The 19,612-nt window shown below is 58.1% G+C and carries 13 protein-coding genes and 1 pseudogene; 3 read left to right on the forward strand and 11 right to left on the reverse strand.

What is annotated here, in order from left to right:
• Positions 1-270 precede the first annotated feature (270 nt).
• Positions 271-483, forward strand: coding sequence for a cold-shock protein (locus tag LIO98_RS06385; RefSeq protein WP_291954367.1), 213 nt, complete (start codon positions 271-273; stop codon positions 481-483).
• A gap of 81 nt (positions 484-564) precedes the next feature.
• On the opposite strand, the gene LIO98_RS06390 is transcribed toward LIO98_RS06385, so the two are convergent.
• From LIO98_RS06390 to nuoE, 8 genes are all read right to left on the reverse strand, one after another.
• Positions 565-1,923 (reverse strand): MATE family efflux transporter, encoded by a 1,359-nt coding sequence (locus LIO98_RS06390; protein ID WP_291954371.1) that lies wholly within the window; start codon positions 1,921-1,923, stop codon positions 565-567.
• Between the two features lie 249 nt (positions 1,924-2,172).
• Positions 2,173-2,724 (reverse strand): XRE family transcriptional regulator, encoded by a 552-nt coding sequence (locus tag LIO98_RS06395; protein WP_291954374.1) that lies wholly within the window; start codon positions 2,722-2,724, stop codon positions 2,173-2,175.
• 254 nt (positions 2,725-2,978) lie between these two features.
• On the reverse strand, positions 2,979-4,229 hold the full coding sequence (locus LIO98_RS06400) for an amino acid permease (protein ID WP_291954376.1): 1,251 nt from the start codon (positions 4,227-4,229) through the stop codon (positions 2,979-2,981).
• 8 nt (positions 4,230-4,237) lie between these two features.
• Entirely contained in the window at positions 4,238-5,761 is a 1,524-nt protein-coding gene (locus tag LIO98_RS06405) for an ATP-binding protein (RefSeq protein WP_291954378.1), read from the reverse strand.
• 182 nt (positions 5,762-5,943) lie between these two features.
• Positions 5,944-7,689: an NADH-dependent [FeFe] hydrogenase, group A6 gene (locus LIO98_RS06410; RefSeq protein ID WP_291954380.1), complete on the reverse strand. Its 1,746-nt coding sequence runs from the start codon at positions 7,687-7,689 to the stop codon at positions 5,944-5,946.
• Positions 7,690-7,720: 31 nt separating this feature from the next.
• Entirely contained in the window at positions 7,721-9,511 is a 1,791-nt protein-coding gene (gene nuoF, locus LIO98_RS06415) for an NADH-quinone oxidoreductase subunit NuoF (RefSeq protein ID WP_291954383.1), read from the reverse strand.
• A 20-nt stretch (positions 9,512-9,531) separates the two neighbouring features.
• The gene (locus LIO98_RS06420; RefSeq protein ID WP_291954386.1) at positions 9,532-9,912 is read right to left on the reverse strand and encodes a (2Fe-2S) ferredoxin domain-containing protein; all 381 of its coding nucleotides are present in this window, start codon (positions 9,910-9,912) and stop codon (positions 9,532-9,534) included.
• Positions 9,913-9,932: 20 nt separating this feature from the next.
• Positions 9,933-10,409: an NADH-quinone oxidoreductase subunit NuoE gene (gene nuoE, locus LIO98_RS06425; RefSeq protein ID WP_291954390.1), complete on the reverse strand. Its 477-nt coding sequence runs from the start codon at positions 10,407-10,409 to the stop codon at positions 9,933-9,935.
• Positions 10,410-10,904: 495 nt separating this feature from the next.
• On the opposite strand from nuoE, the gene fdhF reads away from it, so the two are divergent.
• Positions 10,905-13,592 (forward strand): formate dehydrogenase subunit alpha, encoded by a 2,688-nt coding sequence (gene fdhF, locus LIO98_RS06430; RefSeq protein ID WP_291954393.1) that lies wholly within the window; start codon positions 10,905-10,907, stop codon positions 13,590-13,592.
• 4 nt (positions 13,593-13,596) lie between these two features.
• Positions 13,597-14,223: a molybdenum cofactor guanylyltransferase gene (locus tag LIO98_RS06435; RefSeq protein WP_291954396.1), complete on the forward strand. Its 627-nt coding sequence runs from the start codon at positions 13,597-13,599 to the stop codon at positions 14,221-14,223.
• A 50-nt stretch (positions 14,224-14,273) separates the two neighbouring features.
• Here LIO98_RS06435 and LIO98_RS06440 read toward each other — a convergent pair whose 3' ends face one another.
• The 3 genes and pseudogenes from LIO98_RS06440 to LIO98_RS06450 form a co-directional block, all read right to left on the reverse strand.
• Positions 14,274-14,921, reverse strand: a complete 648-nt coding sequence (locus LIO98_RS06440) for an acetyltransferase (protein ID WP_291954399.1) — start codon at positions 14,919-14,921, stop codon at positions 14,274-14,276.
• A gap of 62 nt (positions 14,922-14,983) precedes the next feature.
• Positions 14,984-16,477 (reverse strand): efflux transporter outer membrane subunit, encoded by a 1,494-nt coding sequence (locus tag LIO98_RS06445; RefSeq protein ID WP_291954401.1) that lies wholly within the window; start codon positions 16,475-16,477, stop codon positions 14,984-14,986.
• Positions 16,478-16,481: 4 nt separating this feature from the next.
• Positions 16,482-19,610 (reverse strand): annotated as a pseudogene (locus tag LIO98_RS06450) (efflux RND transporter permease subunit).
• Positions 19,611-19,612: the final 2 nt, after the last annotated feature.

Here is a 19,612-nt window from a genome sequence, read left to right on the forward strand (position 1 = left end):
CAAAGACAGGTGGCGCTTCTACAGGCATATGGCTGATATGAAGATGGAAGGGTAAACAAAAATACGGCGAAAAGGGGAGGTCAAACAACTTCCCCTTTCGTATTTGCCAAAGTGCTTGACAAACACTCTATTTTCGTATATAGTATACTCTAATCAGGATGAACATTTGATTTCACATGTTTTTTGTAAGTCATTTGCCCGCTAAATGAGTTACAAAAAGCATGTGAAATTTTTTTATCCCGAACAATATATTTGATGGAGGTACTGATTATGAATAGCGGTACTGTGAAATGGTTTAACCCGGAAAAAGGCTTTGGATTTATCTCGAACGACAACGGCGGCGAGGACGTTTTTGTGCACTTCTCAGCCATAGCGGCAGAGGGCTTCAAGTCCCTTAACGAAGGACAGAAGGTCACCTTCGACGTAGAGGCTGATCCCAAGAACAGCAAGAGAATGCGCGCGGTCAACGTCTGCGTAGCATAAAATAAAAAGTTAAAACTTTACGCCCTCCCCATGCGGGAGGGCGTTTTTTGCTGCCCCGACATCTATCGCGGCTCTTTAGCCTCATACCGCCGCACTGATCACCGCGGCGTATTTTTTCCAGTAACCGGTCTTGTAATAGATACAATTCAAAAGGAACATCAGCATCCAGCTCGAGACATAAAGATACCATATACCGGAGGGCGTCGGCCAGATCTTAAGAAAAAGGCCGATTGCCGCTATGCGGTAGGCGAACTGTGTGAAGATAGAGACGACAAGAGGAAATATCGTATCGCCGACGCCGCGGAAAAAGCTCTGCCAGGCGGTGGCGAGGCTGTAAAAGATAAAGGTCGGGGCGATTATATCCATGCACCGCCGCGCCTCAAAGAGAGCCTCCTCATTAGAAGAGAAGATGCCCAGAATGGGGGCGGAGAAAAAGAAGAGCACGAACCAGAAGATGAAAGAGACGGCGGCGGCCATCAAGAGACCGCTTCTGAGCCCCTGCAGCACCCGCCCTTCCTTGCGGGCCCCCGTATTCTGTCCGACAAAGGTCGTGACCGCGGTGGCGATGCTGCTCAGCGGGATGAGCATGAAACTCTCTATCTTAGATTCGATGCCGCGTCCTGCCATGACCGCGACGCCAAATTCGTTAATCTGCCTCTGCAGCACCATCATCGATATTACCATCAGCGAGTTCTGAAGCCCCGTGGGCACGCCGAGCTTGATTATGAGCAGAAACATCTTTCCGCTGAAACGAAGCCCGCGCAGCCGCAGCGATATCAGGCTGCCGCAGCGACTCAGATAGACGACGCAGCCCGCCAGCGAGACGCTTTGGGCGATCACCGTGGCAAGCGCCAGTCCCTCTATGCCCATGCCGAAGAGGGGAACGAAGAGCAGGTCGAGCAGTATATTGATGAGCGAAGAGACGCCAAGCAGGACAAGCGGCGTCCGCGAGTTGCCGACTGCGTTCAGCAGCGCGGCCAGTATCGTATACCCGAGCGACGGTATAGAGCCCATAAATATTATACGCAGATAGGCGGCGGAGTCCGTCATAAGCGCTGGAGGCGTCGACATCAGCCGGAGGATCGGCTCCGAAAAGGCGACGCCGAGCAGCGTGCATATCAGCCCGCCGCCCGCGAGGAGAATGGTAATCGTATCGACGGCGCTCCTGACCCGCTTCGTCTCCCCCGAGCCATAGAGCTGCGAAATTACGATCGAAGCTCCCTGGCCGATACCTAGAAACATGATCGTCACAAGAAAAACCACATAAAAACAATTCGAGACCGAGGCAAGCGCCCCGCTGCCGATAAAACGTCCGGCGATCACCGCGTCTGCCATGTTATACATCTGCTGGAGGATGCCGCCCGCCATTATCGGCGCGCCGAATACCAGCATCCGGCGAAGGGGGTTCCCCTCGGTCATATTTATCTCTTTTTTTGCCATTCCGCGCTACCAGCTCTTCCACATAATATCCGCCCGGCGGCGGACATTTCCATCCGCCAAGGGGCTGTTTATATAATATATTCGCGATTCGCGACAAGCTATGCTAATTGAGGCTGAGTCTTATCTTGTCACTGCCGCGTAAGGGACGCTCCCACCGGATGAAAAAGGCCGGGCCCTCTCCGGGGACCGGTCCTTGTCCGCTTAGCGGCTAAGCAGATAATTCAAGAGCCGTTCTCAATAATGACCCGATCACATTACCGAAGGGGTATTGCAGGTCAAAAGACGAGCCTCTTTCGTGCTCATATTCTCCCAGTGATGGGCAACCGTTCCGTCATAGTATAAGAAATCCCCGTCTCTCATGTCGAAGACCTCGTCGGCCCCGTAGAAGAAACGCACGCAGCCCTCAAGGACATAAAAAAACTCGTCGCCGGGATGGGACTTTGAATTTCCCGTGCTCATGCCCGCCGGTACGGTCAACACGATCGGCTGCATCTTTGCCAGCCTGTTTAACGTCAGATAGCGCACGGTGACATAATCATCCCCTCTTGCGCACCACCTTACGACGAAACCCTCTCCGTCAAGCACCGGGCTTATCGAGGGAATCTCCTCCGTCAGCGTCAGCGTGGATACGGGTATCTCAAAGGCCCCCGCCAATTTCCTCAAACTGTCGATACTTGGATTTGATTTGCCGTTTTCCAGCTTCGACAGCTGCGCCACAGACAGTTGGCACTGGGCGGAGAGTTCTGTCAAAGTCCAGCCTTTTTTCTTACGATGGAACTTTATCGTATCGCCAAGCCTCATCAGCAATTCCCCCATTTTCCATTCATGAAAATTTTTCATTGAAGGAAAACAAACATAGTCTATCAAAGCCACTTATAAAGTCAACAGACAGCCAATATTGTTTCCATCATTCACAAACGCTACGATATTAAAAGTCTAGCGGAAAGCCCGCCGAAAGTCCAGCCTCTATCTCTATCCCGCACCGCATAAGAAGGGTATGTTCCCTTACAGTCATTCGGGCCGCGCCCTCAGCCGCGGGGCGGAGAGAGAAGCCGTCAGAAAAATTCCTTTTTGTATCTCACCACAAAGTATAGGGCCACCGCGAGCGGGAAGAGCATATACCAACCGGAGAAGGCAAAGACGGCGAGCGAGAGAGTTCCAGAGAGCAGGCCGCAGATAAGGCCGCTCCTTACCGGCAATACCTTCGCCGCGGAGAACATCCCAATCGTGTAGACGAGCAGAAAGGTGGCGCTGGGGATGCCTAGCAGCGGCTTGAGGTCCCAGGAGAGCGCCCAGCTCAGGAAGAGCAGCGAGAGGTTGAGGGGAACGAAGAGCTGCAGCGCGCAGAAGGGCGTTCCATACAGGGGGTGGAGCTCACCGAAACATTTCGGGAAGTACCCCTCCCGAGCCTGCGCGTAAAAGAGACGCGAAAAACCCGCGATATAGGTATGGACGGGGCAGTAGCAGACGACGAAGCCGAGCAGTCCGACAAGCACCGCGGCGGGCTCCCCCCAGCGCAGCTTTATCAGAGAGACCATCGCGATATTGGGGTTGCCGCTTTTGTAGACGCCGCTGCCGACCACCACGAGCGCGATCGCGAGATAGACGATATTGACGATCACATAGGCCGCCCCCAAGCTGAGCGGGATGTCGCGGCGCGGGTCTTTGAATTCCTCCGCAAGGTGGCCGATCATCTCCCAGCCGAGGAAGGCGAAGAAGAGCAGGGACATCGTATGGCCGACGGCGCCAAGCCCGTGCGGCAAAAAAGGCGTAAAGTTCGCCGGACGTATCTCCGAGAGCGAAGACAGGACGACAAATACAAGTATCGAGAGGATCACGCTGACGATGAAGAGCTGGCTCTTGCCCGAGAGCTCGATCCCGCGCAGATTCAGCGTGACCGTCGTCAGAATCAGCGCGCCGGCGGCGATATGGGCCGCGCCCGTGCCCCATCCAAAGAGGCTGCAGAGGTAGTTTGCCCCGATGAGCGCCGTCGGCGGCAGTCCTATCGGCATCGCGGAGAAGATGAGAAACCCCGTAAGCCTCCCCATGCCGGGGCCGAAGGCCTGCTGCGCATAGGCGGCGATCCCTCCCGAGTTGGGGTAGCGCGAGGACATCTGAGCGATCGCGGCAAGCATCGGCAGGGAGATCAGCCCCATCAGCAGCCAGCTCGCGAGCGAGGCGGGACCAGCTATCTCCGCGGCAATCGCCGGAAGGACGAGTATACCCGCGCCGATGACGGCGCCAATGGTCATCGCCGTCCCCTGAAGCCAGGTTATACTTTTTTTGAGCTCTCCGCCATTCGCCATTTGTCCCCTCACTCCTTCACTTTTTGTATATGTCTGTACAGCGCCTCATAGAGCTGCCTCGGCTCAAGCGGTTTTGTAAGATGGTCGTCCATCCCCGCGGCCTTGGATTTTTCCACATCGTCGCTGAAGGCGTTGGCCGTTATCGCGATTATCGGCACATTCCGCGCGTCCGCGCGGGCAAGACGCCGTATCTCTTCCGCCGCCGCGAGGCCGTCGAGCACCGGCATCCTCACATCCATCAGGATGGCGTCATATCCGCCCTCTTCCGAGGCGGAGAATTTTTCAACTCCCTCACGGCCGTTCAGGGCGACGTCTACCGCCACCCCCTTCTTTTCAAGGAGGATCTTCGTTATCTGGACGTTGAGCGGATGGTCCTCGCAGAGCAGCACCCTTCTGCCGCTGAGGTCAATATTTGACGGCGCGCAGCCAGAGGCGCCGTCCCCGCCGGCATGCTCAAAGTCTATCTCTATCGTTATCTCCGTACCCTCGCCGCGGCGGCTCTTCACCTCTATGGTAGCTCCCATCAGGTCAAGTATCCGTTTAACGATGGCCATTCCCAGCCCCGTGCCGACGGTCGCGGCGTTAACGTCGTTGTATTCCTGCGCAAATGGTTCAAATATCCTCGCGAGAAACTCCTCGCTCATGCCGATGCCGTTGTCACGGATCGTGATCCGGTCCCGGGAGACCTTATCCGAGGTGAAGAGACGTCTGACGATAAACTCTATCCGGCCGCCGTAGGGCGTGAATTTCGCGGCGTTTGAAAGCAGATTGACGAGTACCTGCTGTATGCGGACCCGGTCGATCATGATGGCGCCGAATTCAACGCCCTCAAAGTCCGCCGCCAGCGTGATCTTTTTCTCGTTCAATGTAGGCTCCATAAGCTCCACAAGCGAATCAAAGAGCTCTCTGGAGTTCACCGCCTCCGGCTTCAGGGTTATCTTGTCGCTCTCGATCTTGCTCATATCAAGGGTGTCGTTTATAAGGCTCAGCAGATACTTGCAGGAGTCGTCTATCTTATGCAGATACTCTTTTATCTGTCCGATATCATCCGAATCAAGGGAGAGCTTTGTAAAGCCGATGATGCCGTTCATCGGCGTACGCATGTCGTGGCTCATACGCGCGAGGAAATCGCTCTTTGCCCGCAGCGCGCTCTCCGCCTCGTTCTCAAGCATGATCTGCGCCGTGATGTCGCGGCCGACGGCGCAGATGCCGATCACCTCTCCGGCGGCATCCCTGACGGGGTATTTTGAGGTCGAAGAATATCTCTTATGCCCGCCGCTCTCCGGCAGCGGTTCGATATAGTCCAGAACGGGGACGCCCGAGGCAAGCAGCTTTTTGTCGTCGGCAATGTAATGTTCCGCCAGCTCAGGACCGAAGAGGTCGCGGTCGCTCCTGCCGACCAGCTCCGCGGGGGAGGAACAGCCGACCAGCTCCGCGAAGGTCTGCGAGGCGCCGGCGTAGACGGAGTCTTTATCTTTAACGCAGATAAAGTCCGGGGTATTCTTCAAAAATTCTTTAAGATAGCATGACATTATGTCATTTGCCTTCATTGCCTTATCCGCGCTCCGTCCCGTGAGATGATAAAAACTTTCCCGTCTTTGTACAAATCTGGTCCTCTGGCGACATTATACTGTAATTTTTGATTTAAGACAGCGGGCAATACAAAAAGGAGAGGCCGGAGCCTCTCCTTGATATATCGCCTATTTGAGAGAAGTTAGAACTCTCTCGGCTGCGCGTTGTAGTGCGTGTGGAGAAGGTGATGCGCCTTCTCTCCGAGCGGTTTGCCAAGCCACTTCTCGTAAAGGGCGGCAATGTCGGGGTTCTTGTGCGACTGACGCAGCGCCTTGGCTTCGTCGACGCTGTAAAGAGCCGCCGTACGCGCGGCGCGGATCTCCGCGTTGACCGGCTGTGGCTGTCCGCCGCCGCCAATGCAGCCGCCGGGGCAGGCCATGACTTCAATGAAGTGATAGTCGGCCTTGCCAGCGCGGACCTTGTCCATGAGGATCTTCGCATTTTTCAGCGTATGGGCGACCGCGAGCTTGACGTTGACCTTTTCGCCGTTGACCGGCACTTCGATCGTCGCCTCTTTGATGCCGTCCATGCCGCGCACAGGCTGGAAAGCGATTCCGGGGATGTCCTCTCCGTTGTTGAGCACGGCGTAGACGGTACGCAGAGTCGCCTCCATAACGCCACCCGTAACGCCGAAGATGGCGGCGGCACCGGTCGAAGAACCGAGCGGGCTGTCATATTCCTCTTCGGGGAGGTTCTTGAAGTCAATGCCGGCGTTCTTGATCATACGCGCGAGTTCGCGGGTCGTGAGAACGGTGTCAACATCGGGAATTCCGGGATTGCTCTGGAGCTGCGGGCGCACGCATTCGGCCTTCTTAGCGGTGCAGGGCATGATCGAGACGCTGTAGATGTCTTCAACGGCGATACCCTGCGTCTCAGGCCAGTAGGTCTTGGCCAGAGCGCCGAACATTCCCTGCGGCGATTTCGCCGTCGAGAGGTGCGGCAGAAGGTCGGGATACTTGATCTCGATGAAGTTTATCCAGCCGGGCGAGCAGGAGGTGATCATCGGCAGTACGCCGCCGTTGACGACGCGGTCGAGGAACTCGTGTCCCTCTTCCATGATCGTAAGGTCGGCGGAGAAGTCGGTGTCAAATACCTTGTCGAATCCCAGCCTGCGCAGCACGGCGACCATTTTGCCGGTGACGACTTCGCCGGCGGGCAGTCCCAGCGCTTCGCCGAGGGCGACTCGCGTCGCGGGAGCCGTCTGCACGATCGTATATTTCTTGGGATCGGCGAGGGCGGTGAATACCTTTTCGGTATCGTCGCGCTCACAGATGGCAGCCGTCGGGCAGACCGCGGCGCACTGTCCGCAGTAGGTGCAGGCGACCTGGTCGAGTCCGAGTCCGAAGGCCGGTTCGACGATGGTCTTGAAGCCGCGGTTCACGAAGGCGTAGACGTCGAGGCCCTGACGCTCGTGGCAGGCTCTGATGCAGCGGCCGCAGAGGATACACTTGTTGGGGTCGCGCACAAGGCTCGGGTTGCTCTCATCTTTTTCAGCGGAGCGCGTAGCGCCGGTATAGGGCACTTCGCGGATGCCAAGGTCGGCGGCCGTCTGCTGAAGTTCGCAGTCCTGGTTCTTCTGGCAGAAGAGGCAGTCCTGCGGATGGTTCGCGAGAAGGAGCTCGACGACCGCTTTGCGGGTCTCGCGTACCTTCGGAGTGTTCGTATATACTACCATACCGTCCGCTACGGGATAGACGCAGGCTGCGCCGAGTCCGCGGCCGCCGACTATCTCAACTACACAGACGCGGCAGGCGCCCTCTTTGGAAAGCTCCGGGTGATAGCAGAGCTGAGGAATGCGGATTCCGGCTTTGGCAGCGGCTTCGATCACGGTAAAATCGGATGGCACCTCTACTGTTATGCCGTCTATTGTAACCTTAACAAGTTCCATATTCTTTTTACTCCCCTTCCATTAGCCGAAATTAGCCGCGCACGATCGCTTTGAACGGGCACTTCGTCAGGCATGCGCCGCACTTGATGCACTTGGCCGCATCGATGACATACTTCTGTTTCGGTTCGCCGCTGATCGCATTGACCGGGCAGTTCTTCGCGCAGAGGCTGCAGCCTTTGCATGCGTCGGTGATCTTGTAGGTCAGCAGGTGGTGGCAGGCGCCGGCCGGGCATCTCTTCTCCTTGATGTGCGCCTCATATTCGTCTCTGAAGTAGCGCAGCGTGGAGAGGATGGGGTTCGGGGCCGTCTGACCGAGGGCGCAGAGCGCTCCGGCCTTGATGAAGGCGGCGAGTTTTTCCAGCTTCTCGATATCTCCGTCTTCGCCTCTGCCGTCCGTGATCTTTTCGAGCATTTCAAGCATGTGTTTGGTACCCTCGCGGCAGGGCGTGCACTTACCGCAGGATTCTGACTGCGTGAAGTTGAGGAAGAACTTCGCGACGTCGACCATGCAGGTCTCCTCGTCCATAACGACGAGTCCGCCCGAGCCCATCATCGCGCCCGCGGCGATGAGCGAATCATAGTCGACCGGGGTGTCGAGAAGCTGCTCGGGGATACATCCGCCGGAGGGACCGCCGATCTGGATGGCCTTGAACTTCTTGCCGCCGATGATGCCGCCGCCGATGTCAAAGATGATCTCACGCATCGTAATACCCATCGGAACCTCCGCGAGTCCGGTGTTGTTGATCTTACCGGTCAGCGCGAATACCTTGGTTCCTTTGGACTTCTCGGTTCCCAGCTTCGCGTATTCCTCCGCTCCGACGCGGAAGATGTAGGGGACGTTGGCAAATGTTTCAACGTTGTTTATGTTAGAAGGCTTTTCCCAGAGCCCCTTCACAGCGGGGAACGGCGGGCGGGGACGCGGCATGCCGCGCTTGCCTTCGATGGAGGCCATCAGGGCCGTCTCTTCGCCGCAGACGAACGCTCCGGCGCCCTCTTTGATATGGATGGTGCAGTTAAAATCCGTACCGAGGATATTCTTGCCGAGCAGTCCGGCCTCTTCGGCTTGGGCGATAGCCTGCTTCAGGCGCTTGATCGCGAGCGGATATTCGGCGCGGCAATAGATATAGCCTTCGTCGGCTCCGATCGCGTAGGCGCCGATGATCATACCTTCGAGTATCGCGTGCGGGTCGCCCTCAAGCAGCGAGCGGTCCATAAACGCGCCGGGGTCGCCCTCGTCCGCGTTGCAGATGATGTACTTCTTGGGTCCGGGCGACTTCTGGCAGAAGCCCCACTTCATGCCGGTGGGGAAACCGCCGCCGCCGCGGCCGCGGAGACCGGTCTTTTTCATCTCTTCGACGACCTGCTCCGGCGTCATCGTGAGAAGAACCTTCGCGAGCCCTTCATAACCGTCGGCGCCGATGTATTCCTCAAGCGAATCGGGGTTGATGTGGCCGCAGTTCTTAAGCACGAGACGGTGCTGCTTCTTGTAGAAATCAATGTCGGCATAGTCGGGAACGCTCTGCGCCGTGAGCGGCTCCTTGAAGAGGAGGCGGCCGACGATGCGTCCTTTGATGAGATGCTCTGAAACGATCTCGGGAACGTCAGATTCCTGAACGTGCGTGTAGAAGGTTCCTTCGGGATAGATGATGACCAGCGGACCCTGCTCGCAGAATCCCTGACAGCCCGTTTCGACTATCTTTACCTCTTTATCAAGGCTGTTGGCCTTGAGTTCCTCTTCAAGCTTTGCGATTACCTTTTTTGAACCGGAGGAGACGCAGCCCGTTCCGGTGCAGACCAGTACGTGAGCTCTTACGAGAGCCATTTAAAATTCCTCCCTTCGACCTATGCTTCTTTGTTGGGGATCTTGGCTACGACAAGATCCTCGACGACGACGCCGTTGATGAGATGGTCCGCGATGATACGCGGGACATCCGTCGGGCTGACAGGGCCGTAGGTGACTCTGTCTTCGCCGGGGCGCACTATGTCGAGAAGGGGTTCTTTCTGGCACATGCCGATGCATCCGGTCTGGAGGACCGCCACGTCGTATATGTTGCGCTTGGCAAGCTCCTCGAGGACCGCCGTCATCACCGCGCGCGCGCCGGCGGTGATGCCGCAGGTGCCCATGCCGATGATGATCTGTCTGTCGTTGAGCTTTCTCGTTTCAGTCTGTTTTTTTGATTCTGCCTTTATCTTACGAAGATCTTCAAGACTCTTGATTGCCATTTAAAGTTCCTCCCTTATTCCTAAGCGTACTTGTCCAGTATCGGACCGACCGACTCGGGCGTAAGTCTGCCGTGCGTCTCGTCGTTGACCATGAACACCGGGGCGAGGCCGCATGCGCCGATGCAGGCCACCGTCTCAAGCGTGAACTTGAGGTCGGGGGTCGTGACCTGGCCCTCTTTGAGGCCGAGCTTTTCGCGGATGGCGTTGAGAACGCCCTTCGCTCCGCGAACATGGCAGGCCGTGCCCTGACATGATCTGACGATGTTCTTTCCGCGCGGCTCAAGATGGAACTGAGCATAGAATGTCACCACGCCGAATATCTGACTGATGGGGACATCGAGCTGATTACTGATTTCGATCAGGACCTCTTTCGGCAGATAGCCGAAGATTTCCTGTGCCTGTTGAAGCACGGGAATGACGCTTCCCTTAGTGCCGCGGTATTTGCCGAGGAGCTCAGCAAGCTGCTCCCACTGCTTTTCCGACGCTTTCTCCACCATAAAACGCACCCTCCTTAAATTGTCTCCTCTTCAGGCCCTCCCGCCTGAAAAGATGAAGATGTAACCCCAATAGAAAAGTTACAGGTAATCCGCACGCCTCAAAAACGCTCGTAATGAGACACTCTATATTGGCAGACGCGCTGTGCGAGACAGCACTTGCGAAAAAGTACACAAAGCATATTTATTATAGCCCCTCTATGAGAATAACTGCAACCGAAAATCTCTTTTTTCAGACAAATTAAATTATATTTATGCTTTTTTGTCCATTTTTGTTCACGGTTTATGTCATGAAAACCCCTTGTATTTCCGAAAATTCCGTTTTTTCTTGCTGTCAAAAGCCGCAATTTTAGATTTTTTTCGCTTTGTTTAACGAATCTGCGCCAAATTCAAATATATGATCCATACGGTGAGAGTATTCTTTCTCTTTATTAAAAATCAATAAAAACGTATAATGACCTCCGAATATCAAAATGACGCCGTAGGAGGAATTTACAAATGCCGGAGGCGGTAATAAACGGTAAAAGGGTCTCCTTTGAGCCGGAAATGACGATATTGGAGGCGGCGGCGCGCGCCGGGATAACAATCCCGACGCTCTGCTACCATCCGGCGCTCGAGACATTCGGCGGCTGCCGTATCTGCCTGGTAGAGGCGAAGGGCTTTTCCAAACTCCTTCCGGCCTGCACGACCCCCATTTCGGAGGGTATGGAGATCGTCACGGAGAGCCCGCTTCTCCGCGATACGCGCCGCGTCATTGTGGAATTGATGCTGCTGCGCCATCCGTTCGAATGCCTTTACTGCCACGCGAACGGCCGCTGTGAGCTGCAAAGGCTCGTCTACAACCTCGGGACTAAAAGAGATTCCTTCCCCGGACGCGCGGACCGTTCGCCGACGCCGCATCCCGTCGACGAATCAAATCAATTTTTTATCCGCGATACCGATAAATGCGTGCTCTGCGGTCGCTGCGTGCGCGTCTGCGAGAGCCACGCGCAATACAGCGCCATCGATTTTCTGAACCGCGGCATCAAGACGATGATACAGCGCCCCGCCGATTTCGGCATCGAGTCCTGCGACTGTAAATTCTGCGGCCAGTGCGTCGCCGTCTGCCCCGTCGGGGCCCTCACCGAGAGACCGGCGCTCGGGGGCGGCCTCGCCGCCGATATAAAACGCGTAAAGACCGTCTGTCCCTACTGCGGCGTCGGCTGCTCCGTCGTCGTCGAGGTAAACCGGCAAGGCAGGGTGACAAACGTCACCACCGACCACACCGACACGGACTCTCTCAACCAGGGCAGAAGCTGCGTCAAGGGACGCTTCGGATGGGAATTCGTGAACAGCCCCGACCGCCTGACGACGCCGCTGATAAAAGAAAACGGAGAATTTCGCGCCGCCTCTTGGGATGAGGCGCTCGACGCGGTGGCGGCAGGGCTTCGGCGCAACATGGGACGCGCCGGCTTCTTCACCTCGGCCCGCTGTACGAACGAGGAAAACTATCTCATGCAGCGTTTCGCGCGCGAGGTGATGTCCACCAACAACGTCGACCACTGCGCCCACCTCTGACACTCCGCTACGGTGGCGGGTCTCGGCGAGACCCTCGGAAGCGGCGCGATGACAAACGACTACGAGTCAATCAAACATGCCGATACGATCATGGTGATCGGCTCCAACACGACAGAGGCCCATCCGGTCATCGGCGCGATGATCAAAGAACGCGTGCGCGAGGGGGCCAAGCTTATCGTCTGCGACCCGCGCCGCATCGAACTGCACCGGTACGCCGACGCGTCGGTGCGCCAGAGGAGCGGCTCCGACGTCGCGCTGGTCAACGCGATGATGCATGTCATATTAAAGGAAGGGCTTCACGACGAAACCTTCGTCAGGGAGCGTGTCGAAGGCTTCGAGGCGCTCAGGGCCGTCGTCGGCAGATATACCCCGGAATACGCCGAAGAGATAACCGGCGTGCCCGCGGAGACGATAATCAAAGCGGCGCGCCTCTACGGCGGGGCGAAAAACGCCGCCATCTTCTACACGATGGGCATCACGCAGCATATCACGGGGACAAACAACGTGCGCAGCCTCTGCAGCCTAGCGCTGCTCTGCGGCAACCTCGGACGGCCCGGTACCGGGGTAAACCCGCTGCGTGGCCAGAACAACGTGCAGGGAGCCTGCGACATGGGATGCCTTCCAGCCACGCTGCCGGGATACCTCAAGGTGAATACCGGGGCCGCTGCGGAAAAGACGCGCGCCCTTTGGGGATGCGCCCCGCCGGAAAAGGCGGGACTCACCGTCGCGGCGATGATGGAGGCGGCTGCGAAGGGCGAAATCAGGGCGCTCTTCATCATGGGTGAAAACCCCACCGTCACCGACGCCGACACCGGCCACGCCGTTCACACCCTGGAAAACTTAGACTTCCTCGTCGTGCAGGACATCTTCCTCACCGAGACGGCGCGGCTCGCGGACGTTGTGCTGCCGGCCGCCTGCTGGCCCGAAAAAGAGGGGACCTGCACCAACACGACGCGCGCCGTGCAGCTGCTGCGCAAAGCCTGCGATCCGCCAGGCGAGGCGCGCGACGACTGGCACACCTTCGTTGAACTCGCAAAGCGTTTCGGACACCAGTGGCACTTCGACAGCGCCAAAGACATCTTTGAAGAGATACGAAAGGCCAACCCCGCCTACGCGGGCATGAACTACGAACGGCTGGAAAATGGATATCTGCAATGGCCCTGCCCCGACGAAAACCACCCGGGGACGCCGATCCTGCATAAAGAAAAATTCGCGCGCGCCGGCGGCAAAGCCCTCTTTTCGCCCTGCGAATGGAGCGCGCCGCACGAATGGCCCGACGGCGAATACCCCTTTATCGCCACAACAGGGCGCAGCCTGTTCCACTACCATTCCGGAAGCATGACGAGGCGCGGCGCGCCCGGACGGCACCTTAAAGAGCTCTATATCGAAATCAACCCCGCGGACGCGAAAAACCTCACGCTGGCCGAGGGGGAGATGCTCACCGTGACCTCCAGACGCGGCTTCGTCTCGGGACGCGCGCGGATAACGGAAAAGGTGGCTCCGGGGATGGTCTTTCTGCCGTTCCACTTCGCCGAGGCCCCGGCCAACCTGCTGACGGCGGCGGTCTGGGACCCGACCTCCGAGACGCCCGGCTTCAAGGTGAGCGCCGTGAGGCTCTCGAAGGGATAGCACCGTGACCCGCGCTATTGGAGGCTCGCTCCTGCTGCTCGCCGGAGGGCTTGGCAGCCGGATGTGGGGAAAAAATAAACTATATCTCGAACTCGGCGGCGCGCCGCTGCTCGGGCAGATTCTGACGCGCCTCTCGCCGCTCTTTGACGAAACGCTGCTGCTCGCGGCGAAGGGCGGCGCGCGGGAGGCGCGGGAGAGATTTGGACCGCTGCTTGACAGGTGGAACGTCCGCATAACCGAGGACCGCGCCGAGGGGCGCGGCCCCCTTGAGGGACTCTGCCGGGGGCTCGCGGCGATGAACGGCGAGTGGGGCCTCCTGCTCGGCTGCGATATGCCGTTCGCGGACAAGGCGGTACTGCGCGGTATGGCGGCCCTCCGCGCGGAAGAGACAGACGTGGTGGCGGCGGAGATCGGCGGCTGGCTTGAGCCGCTGCACGCCTTCTACAGCCGCCGCTGCCTGCCCCGCGCCGAAGCGGCGCTCGCGCAGAGCGGACGGATAAAAGCCTTCTACCGCGAATCGCGCCTCACCATCCTGAACGAAGAGACGCTCTCACGCCTCTCTCCCGGCTACAAAAAATCTTTTACAAACCTCAACACCCCCGGCGATCTGTCGATGATCATGCGCTCATAGAGGCGGATAAAACCGCCGCCGCATTCACAAAATTTATTTTCCGTATCATATTACCCTTTCCGCGCCTCCGTCGCTGGCGGCATCATGCGGGCTGGGCTGCCAGTCCAGATCCCGCCGGGGCCGATGTCCTTTACCACCGCGCCGCCTAAACCTACGGTCGTCCAGCCGCCAATCGCCGTGTAGGGACGGACGAGCGAACCGATGCCTAGAAAGACCCCCTCCCCAAGCGTCACATTGTTGCCGGTGGCGCTCCTTGGGGCGGCGTGGCAATAATCCCCTACCTTAGTGTCGTGCCCCAGGTAACAGCCGGAATTGAGGATGCTCTGACGGCCGACCACGGTGTCCGATTCAATTATGCAGCCCGCCATGACTATCGTCCCCTCGCCGAGGCGCACGGAACTGTCGACGATGCTTCTCGGATGGACGACGGCCGGCCAGCGGACATTTTTAAACCTCCCGCAGATATCACGGCGCACGCCGTTATCGCCGACGGCAACGACCGCCATGATATCCGCGTCGTCCGGCATTTCCGCGATCTGACCGAGAATTGGCAGGCACCAGAGGCTCCTGTCCCAAAGCGCGGGGTTATCGTCATAAATCCCCGCGCACTCGAATCCGCACGCCCCGAGCGCTGAAAGGACGACCTTCGCGTGGTCGCCGGCGCCGATGAGAAAAATCCTGTTATCATTTTCTTCCATATATTTCACTCTTTTCCTTTCGTCTCCAGCCTTTAAAAACCCGCGCGGGACCGCATGCCGCTTTACCACTTTACTTCAGCCGCGGCCACCGCCTCTTCCAAGGGGCGCCAGCCTCCGCCGAGAGCTTTGAATAACTGGACGGCGTTGGTCGATATTTGCCCGCTGCTTATCGTATACTCCTCGGATAACGAGGTGAGAGAACGCTGCGCGTTGATCACGTTCGTGAAATCTACGAGGCCGTTCGCGTACTTTTCATTCGCCACCTCAAGCGCCGACTGCGCCGCCTCCATACCCCGCTTGAGAGAGGCGTTTCTCTCGTATTCCCTCATATTGGCGTATAAGGCGTCCCTCACCTCGCCAACGGCGGCGAGCACCGTCTGTTCGTAAGCGGCAAGCAGCTGTTCGGCGACCGCGCCCTGCACTTTGATATTGCTGCGTATCGCGCCGGCGTGGAATATCGGCCAGCTTATCTGCGGCAGCAGGCTGTACAGCTTCGCGGGGCCTTCAAAGAGGCCGCCCCAATTTCCCGCCTCGGTGCCTATCGAGCCGGTGAGATAGAATTTCGGCAAAAGGTCTGTCTGCGCGGACCTTTTGCGCGCCAGCTGCGCGGCCAGAAGGCGCTCCGCCTGACGGATATCGGGACGCTGGCGAATGGCATTCGCCGGTATCCCGACGTACTCCCTGTCCTCAAGCCGGGGGATGGGTTTTTTATCTGACAACTCCTCCTCAAGCGTGCCGGGAATCTCTCCCGTGAGGATGGCAAGCGCGTTTTTTGTCTGTTCCAGCGCGCTCTCCACACTGGGGATCATCGCCTTCGTCTGCTCCATCGTATATTGCGCCTGTTTCAGGGCGAGATTATCAGAGAGCCCGGAATCCGTCTTAGACTGCTGTATCTCTACGGTATCCTCCTGCAGGCGAAGGTTGTGGTTCGCTATGTCGAGCCGCTCCTGAAGGGTTCGCAGAGAAATATAATTTACCGCGACCTCCGAGGACAGGGAGACCCATGTTGAGTACAGCGCCGCGTACTGGGCCTCCAAGGTAGCCTGCTGGGCCCGGACCTTGGCCTGTTGTCCGCCGAATATATCTATCTCCCACGACGCGTCCAGTCCAAGCCGGTAGAGGTTCCCGCCGCTGCCCGTACCGCCCGCCGCCAGCGGCGTGCGGCTGCTGCTCCAGAAATTCGCGGTATCGAGCCACGGAAGGAGCGCCGCCCTGTTTATCCCGAGCGCGGCGCGGGCCTCCGTTACCCTGGCCCTGGCCGCCGCGAGGTCCCGGTTCTTCTCAAGCGACCTCTTTATAAGCGCCGTCATTACCGGGTCATCGAAAGAATCCCACCAGTCCGCAAGCTTTTCCGGCGTAAGCTCCGCAGAGATATCCGGCGACGACGCGCCGATAGGATAGATCCGCGCAAGTTCCGTCCATGCCGTATCGCCGAGGCGCATGCCGGCGGAGACCGCCGCGCCCTCCTTTTGAGCGGCCTGCGCCCCTGTCGCGGCGAGTACGGCCAGAGCCAGAGCCGCCGCGTATTTATAAAAATATCTTACCGTTACCGTCATCACGCTAACCAGCCTTTCTGACCGCCGCCCGGAAGCGGCGTTTTATCCTTTCCCGTGTTCCCTGGAATATGACATAGAGGGCGGGAATGATAAAAATACCGAGAATCGAGGCGGCGCACATCCCAAAGAACATCGTCGTGCCGACGGCCTTCCTTGAACCCGCTCCGGCCCCGGAGGCAAACAACATCGGGAGCACGCCGAGAACGCAGGTGAAGGCCGTCATCAGCACGGCGCGAAAACGCTCGCTGGCGGCTCTGGCCGCCGCTTGAATGAGCGGCAGCCGCTGTTCTTCCCGCTGTTCTTTCGCAAATTCAACGATAAGTATCGCATTCTTCGCAGCGAGGCCGATAAGCAGCAATATACCCAGCTACGCGTAGACAGAGATCGAAAGCCCCATCATCCACAGGCCGCCGAGGGCTCCGAACATCGCTACGGGCAGCGAAAGCATGACCGGAACGGGAACCGTCCAGCTCTCGTACTGGGCCACGAGAAAGAGATAGGCAAAGATAAGCGCGATAACGAGCACAATTACCATGCCGCCCTGTGAGCCCTGTTCCTGATATATCATACCGGACCATTCGTATTTATAGCCGGCCGGCATATTCTCCGTAAGCTCCGCGACCCTCGCGATACCCTGTCCCGTCGAATAGCCGGGCCTCATCACGATAGTGATGCTGGCGCTGGGATAGAGATTATAACGGTCCACTGTTCTCGGCGCGAGGATCTTTTTCAGCGTCATGAGGCTTTGTATGGGCACCTGTCCGCCGCCGGCGTTTTTCACAAATATATTGCCGATGCTGTCTATATCGCTCCGATAACCCCAGTCGGACTGAAGCATGACCTTGTTCACCTGCGTACCGATATTCACGTCGTTGATATAGGCGGAGCCAAAGTAGGTCTGGAGCGTCGAAAATATCGACGAGACCGGAACATCCATCATTTCAGCCTTTTCCCGGTTGATGTCGAGGTAAAGATGCGACGTATCCGCCGTGTAGGTGCTGAAGGCGTACAGGAACTCCGGCGCTTTGTTGAGCTCCGCGAGCAGCCCGGCCATTACCGCGGCAAGCTTCGCGGGATCGTTCTCCTGCGTCGACTGAAGCCTCATATCAAGCCCGGAGGCCATGCCGATGCCGCTGATCGCGGGAGGGGTGAAGACGCTTATCTTCGCTCCGGTGTACTTTGACGCTATCTCATTTGCTCTGGTAACGATGTAACTCTGCTGCGTCTCCTTTGTCTTACGCTGATCCCAGGGCTTAAGAGAGAGGATGAGCGAGGCGACGTTCTCTCCGTCTCCGCCAAGAAGGTTATGTCCCTCAATATTCATGACATCGGCCACCCCTGGCAGCGCGACAAAATCTTTTGCCATCGCACGCGTTATCTCCTGGGTGCGCGGCATCGTCGCGCCCTCGGGAAGCTGGAGCGTAATAAAGACGGCTCCCTGGTCCTCGTCGGGAATAAAAGAGGTCGGCATCGTGGCGGTCACCAGCCAGCAGGCCGCGGAGACCGCGGCGAGCGCGCAGAGCGACACCGCCGTACGGCGCGCGAGCCATACGGAACCCGCCACATATCCGCGCGTAGCTTTGGCGAGCGTAATATTGAACCACCGAAGCGGACCTCTTTGCGCCGGCTTCACCTGGCGCAGTAAATAGGCGCACATCGCGGGAGAGAGCGTCAGCGCGACCACAAGAGAAAAAACGACGGCGAACGAGATCGTTACGGCGAACTGTTTATATATCTGCCCCGTGATGCCGCTCATGAACCCGACGGGAACGAATATGGCGAGAAATACCAGCGTCGTTGCGACCATCGGGCCCGTGACGTCGCTCATAGCCTGGATCGTGGCCTCCCGCGTCGGGCACTGGTCGCGGTCCATGACAAAGAGGACGCGCTCGACGACGACTATCGCGTTATCGACCACTGTTCCAATAACGAGAACGAGGCCGAAGAGCGAAAGGATGTTGATGCTGTAGCCCATCGCCGCGAGACCCATGAACGTGGCGAGCAGCGATATCGGAATGGCGGCGACGGGAACGAGCGTCACCCGCCAGTCCTGGAGGAATAGATAACAGACGAGGACGACGAGAATAAACGTCAGCACCAGCGTCATAAGAATCTCTCTTATCGTCGCCTGCACATAGAGCGTCGAATCGTAGGGAAGGCTGAGCGCCATATCCTCCGGCAGCGCCTCTTCTATCTGGGCCGCCGTCTTTTTAACGCCGCTCATGACGTCGAGGGCGTTTGAACCTGCGGCCTGTGAAAGCATCATCGCCGCCGCCGGCGTGCCGTTTTGGGTGGAATTGAGGTTATAGGACTCGGAACCCAGCTCTATCCGCGCGACGTCGCGCAGCTTGACCAGTCCTCCCTGCGCCGTGGTGCGGACGATGATGTTTTCAAAATCACGGACGTCGGAAAGCCGCCCCTTCGTCTTCAGAGAATAGACAAAGGGCGTGCCCTCATTGCCCGGCGTCGCGCCGACGGAACCGATCGAGGCCTGCCTGTTCTGGCTCTGAATGGCCGCGGCCACGTCGTCGGTCGAGAGGCCGAGCGCGGCGATACGCGCGGGGTCCAGCCAGACGCGGATACTGTACTTGGAGCCGAAGACGACCACCTCTCCCATCCCGTAAACTCGCTTCATTTGATTCTTGATATTTGAATGGGCGTAGTCGTTGAGCTCAAGCTCGCTGTACGTACCGTTTGGAGAGGAGAGCGAGAGCAGCCCCAGAGTATCCGAGAACGCCGTCACGACGGTGATGCCTTCGTCCACCACCTCGGCGGGCAGCTGGGGCGTCACCTGCGATATGCGGTTCTGTACGCGAACGAGCGCCATATCCGGGTCGGTGCCCGTAGCAAAGGTCACGTAGAGCGTGTAATCGCCGTTGTTGCTCGAGGTGGAATTCATATAGATCATACCCTCCACGCCGTTTACCATCTCTTCCAGCGGGACGCCTACCGTATTCGCGATCGTCGCGGCGTCGGCTCCGCGGTAAGTCGTGTTGACGCGTATCTGGGGCGGCGTAACGTCGGGGTACTGCGCTATCGGCAGAGTGAAGGCCGCGATCACACCGGCGAACCCCAGCAGTATGCAGATGACCATCGCAAACCGGGGACGGTCGATAAAAAATTTCGCGAACATCG

This window comes from Cloacibacillus sp. (genome assembly GCF_020860125.1).
Classification (GTDB): domain Bacteria; phylum Synergistota; class Synergistia; order Synergistales; family Synergistaceae; genus Cloacibacillus.

Excerpts from the sequence above, each read along its gene's own strand:
- LIO98_RS06400 (WP_291954376.1), bottom strand. The coding sequence starts at position 4,229 with ATGGCGAATGGCGGAGAGCTCAAAAAAAGTATAACCTGGCTTCAGGGG.
- LIO98_RS06440 (WP_291954399.1), bottom strand. The coding sequence starts at position 14,921 with ATGGAAGAAAATGATAACAGGATTTTTCTCATCGGCGCCGGCGACCAC.
- nuoF (WP_291954383.1), bottom strand. The coding sequence starts at position 9,511 with ATGGCTCTCGTAAGAGCTCACGTACTGGTCTGCACCGGAACGGGCTGC.
- LIO98_RS06445 (WP_291954401.1), bottom strand. The coding sequence starts at position 16,477 with ATGACGGTAACGGTAAGATATTTTTATAAATACGCGGCGGCTCTGGCT.
- LIO98_RS06385 (WP_291954367.1), top strand. The coding sequence starts at position 271 with ATGAATAGCGGTACTGTGAAATGGTTTAACCCGGAAAAAGGCTTTGGA.
- nuoE (WP_291954390.1), bottom strand. The coding sequence starts at position 10,409 with ATGGTGGAGAAAGCGTCGGAAAAGCAGTGGGAGCAGCTTGCTGAGCTC.
- LIO98_RS06420 (WP_291954386.1), bottom strand. The coding sequence starts at position 9,912 with ATGGCAATCAAGAGTCTTGAAGATCTTCGTAAGATAAAGGCAGAATCA.
- LIO98_RS06390 (WP_291954371.1), bottom strand. The coding sequence starts at position 1,923 with ATGGCAAAAAAAGAGATAAATATGACCGAGGGGAACCCCCTTCGCCGG.
- LIO98_RS06410 (WP_291954380.1), bottom strand. The coding sequence starts at position 7,689 with ATGGAACTTGTTAAGGTTACAATAGACGGCATAACAGTAGAGGTGCCA.
- LIO98_RS06405 (WP_291954378.1), bottom strand. The coding sequence starts at position 5,761 with ATGTCATGCTATCTTAAAGAATTTTTGAAGAATACCCCGGACTTTATC.
- LIO98_RS06395 (WP_291954374.1), bottom strand. The coding sequence starts at position 2,724 with ATGAGGCTTGGCGATACGATAAAGTTCCATCGTAAGAAAAAAGGCTGG.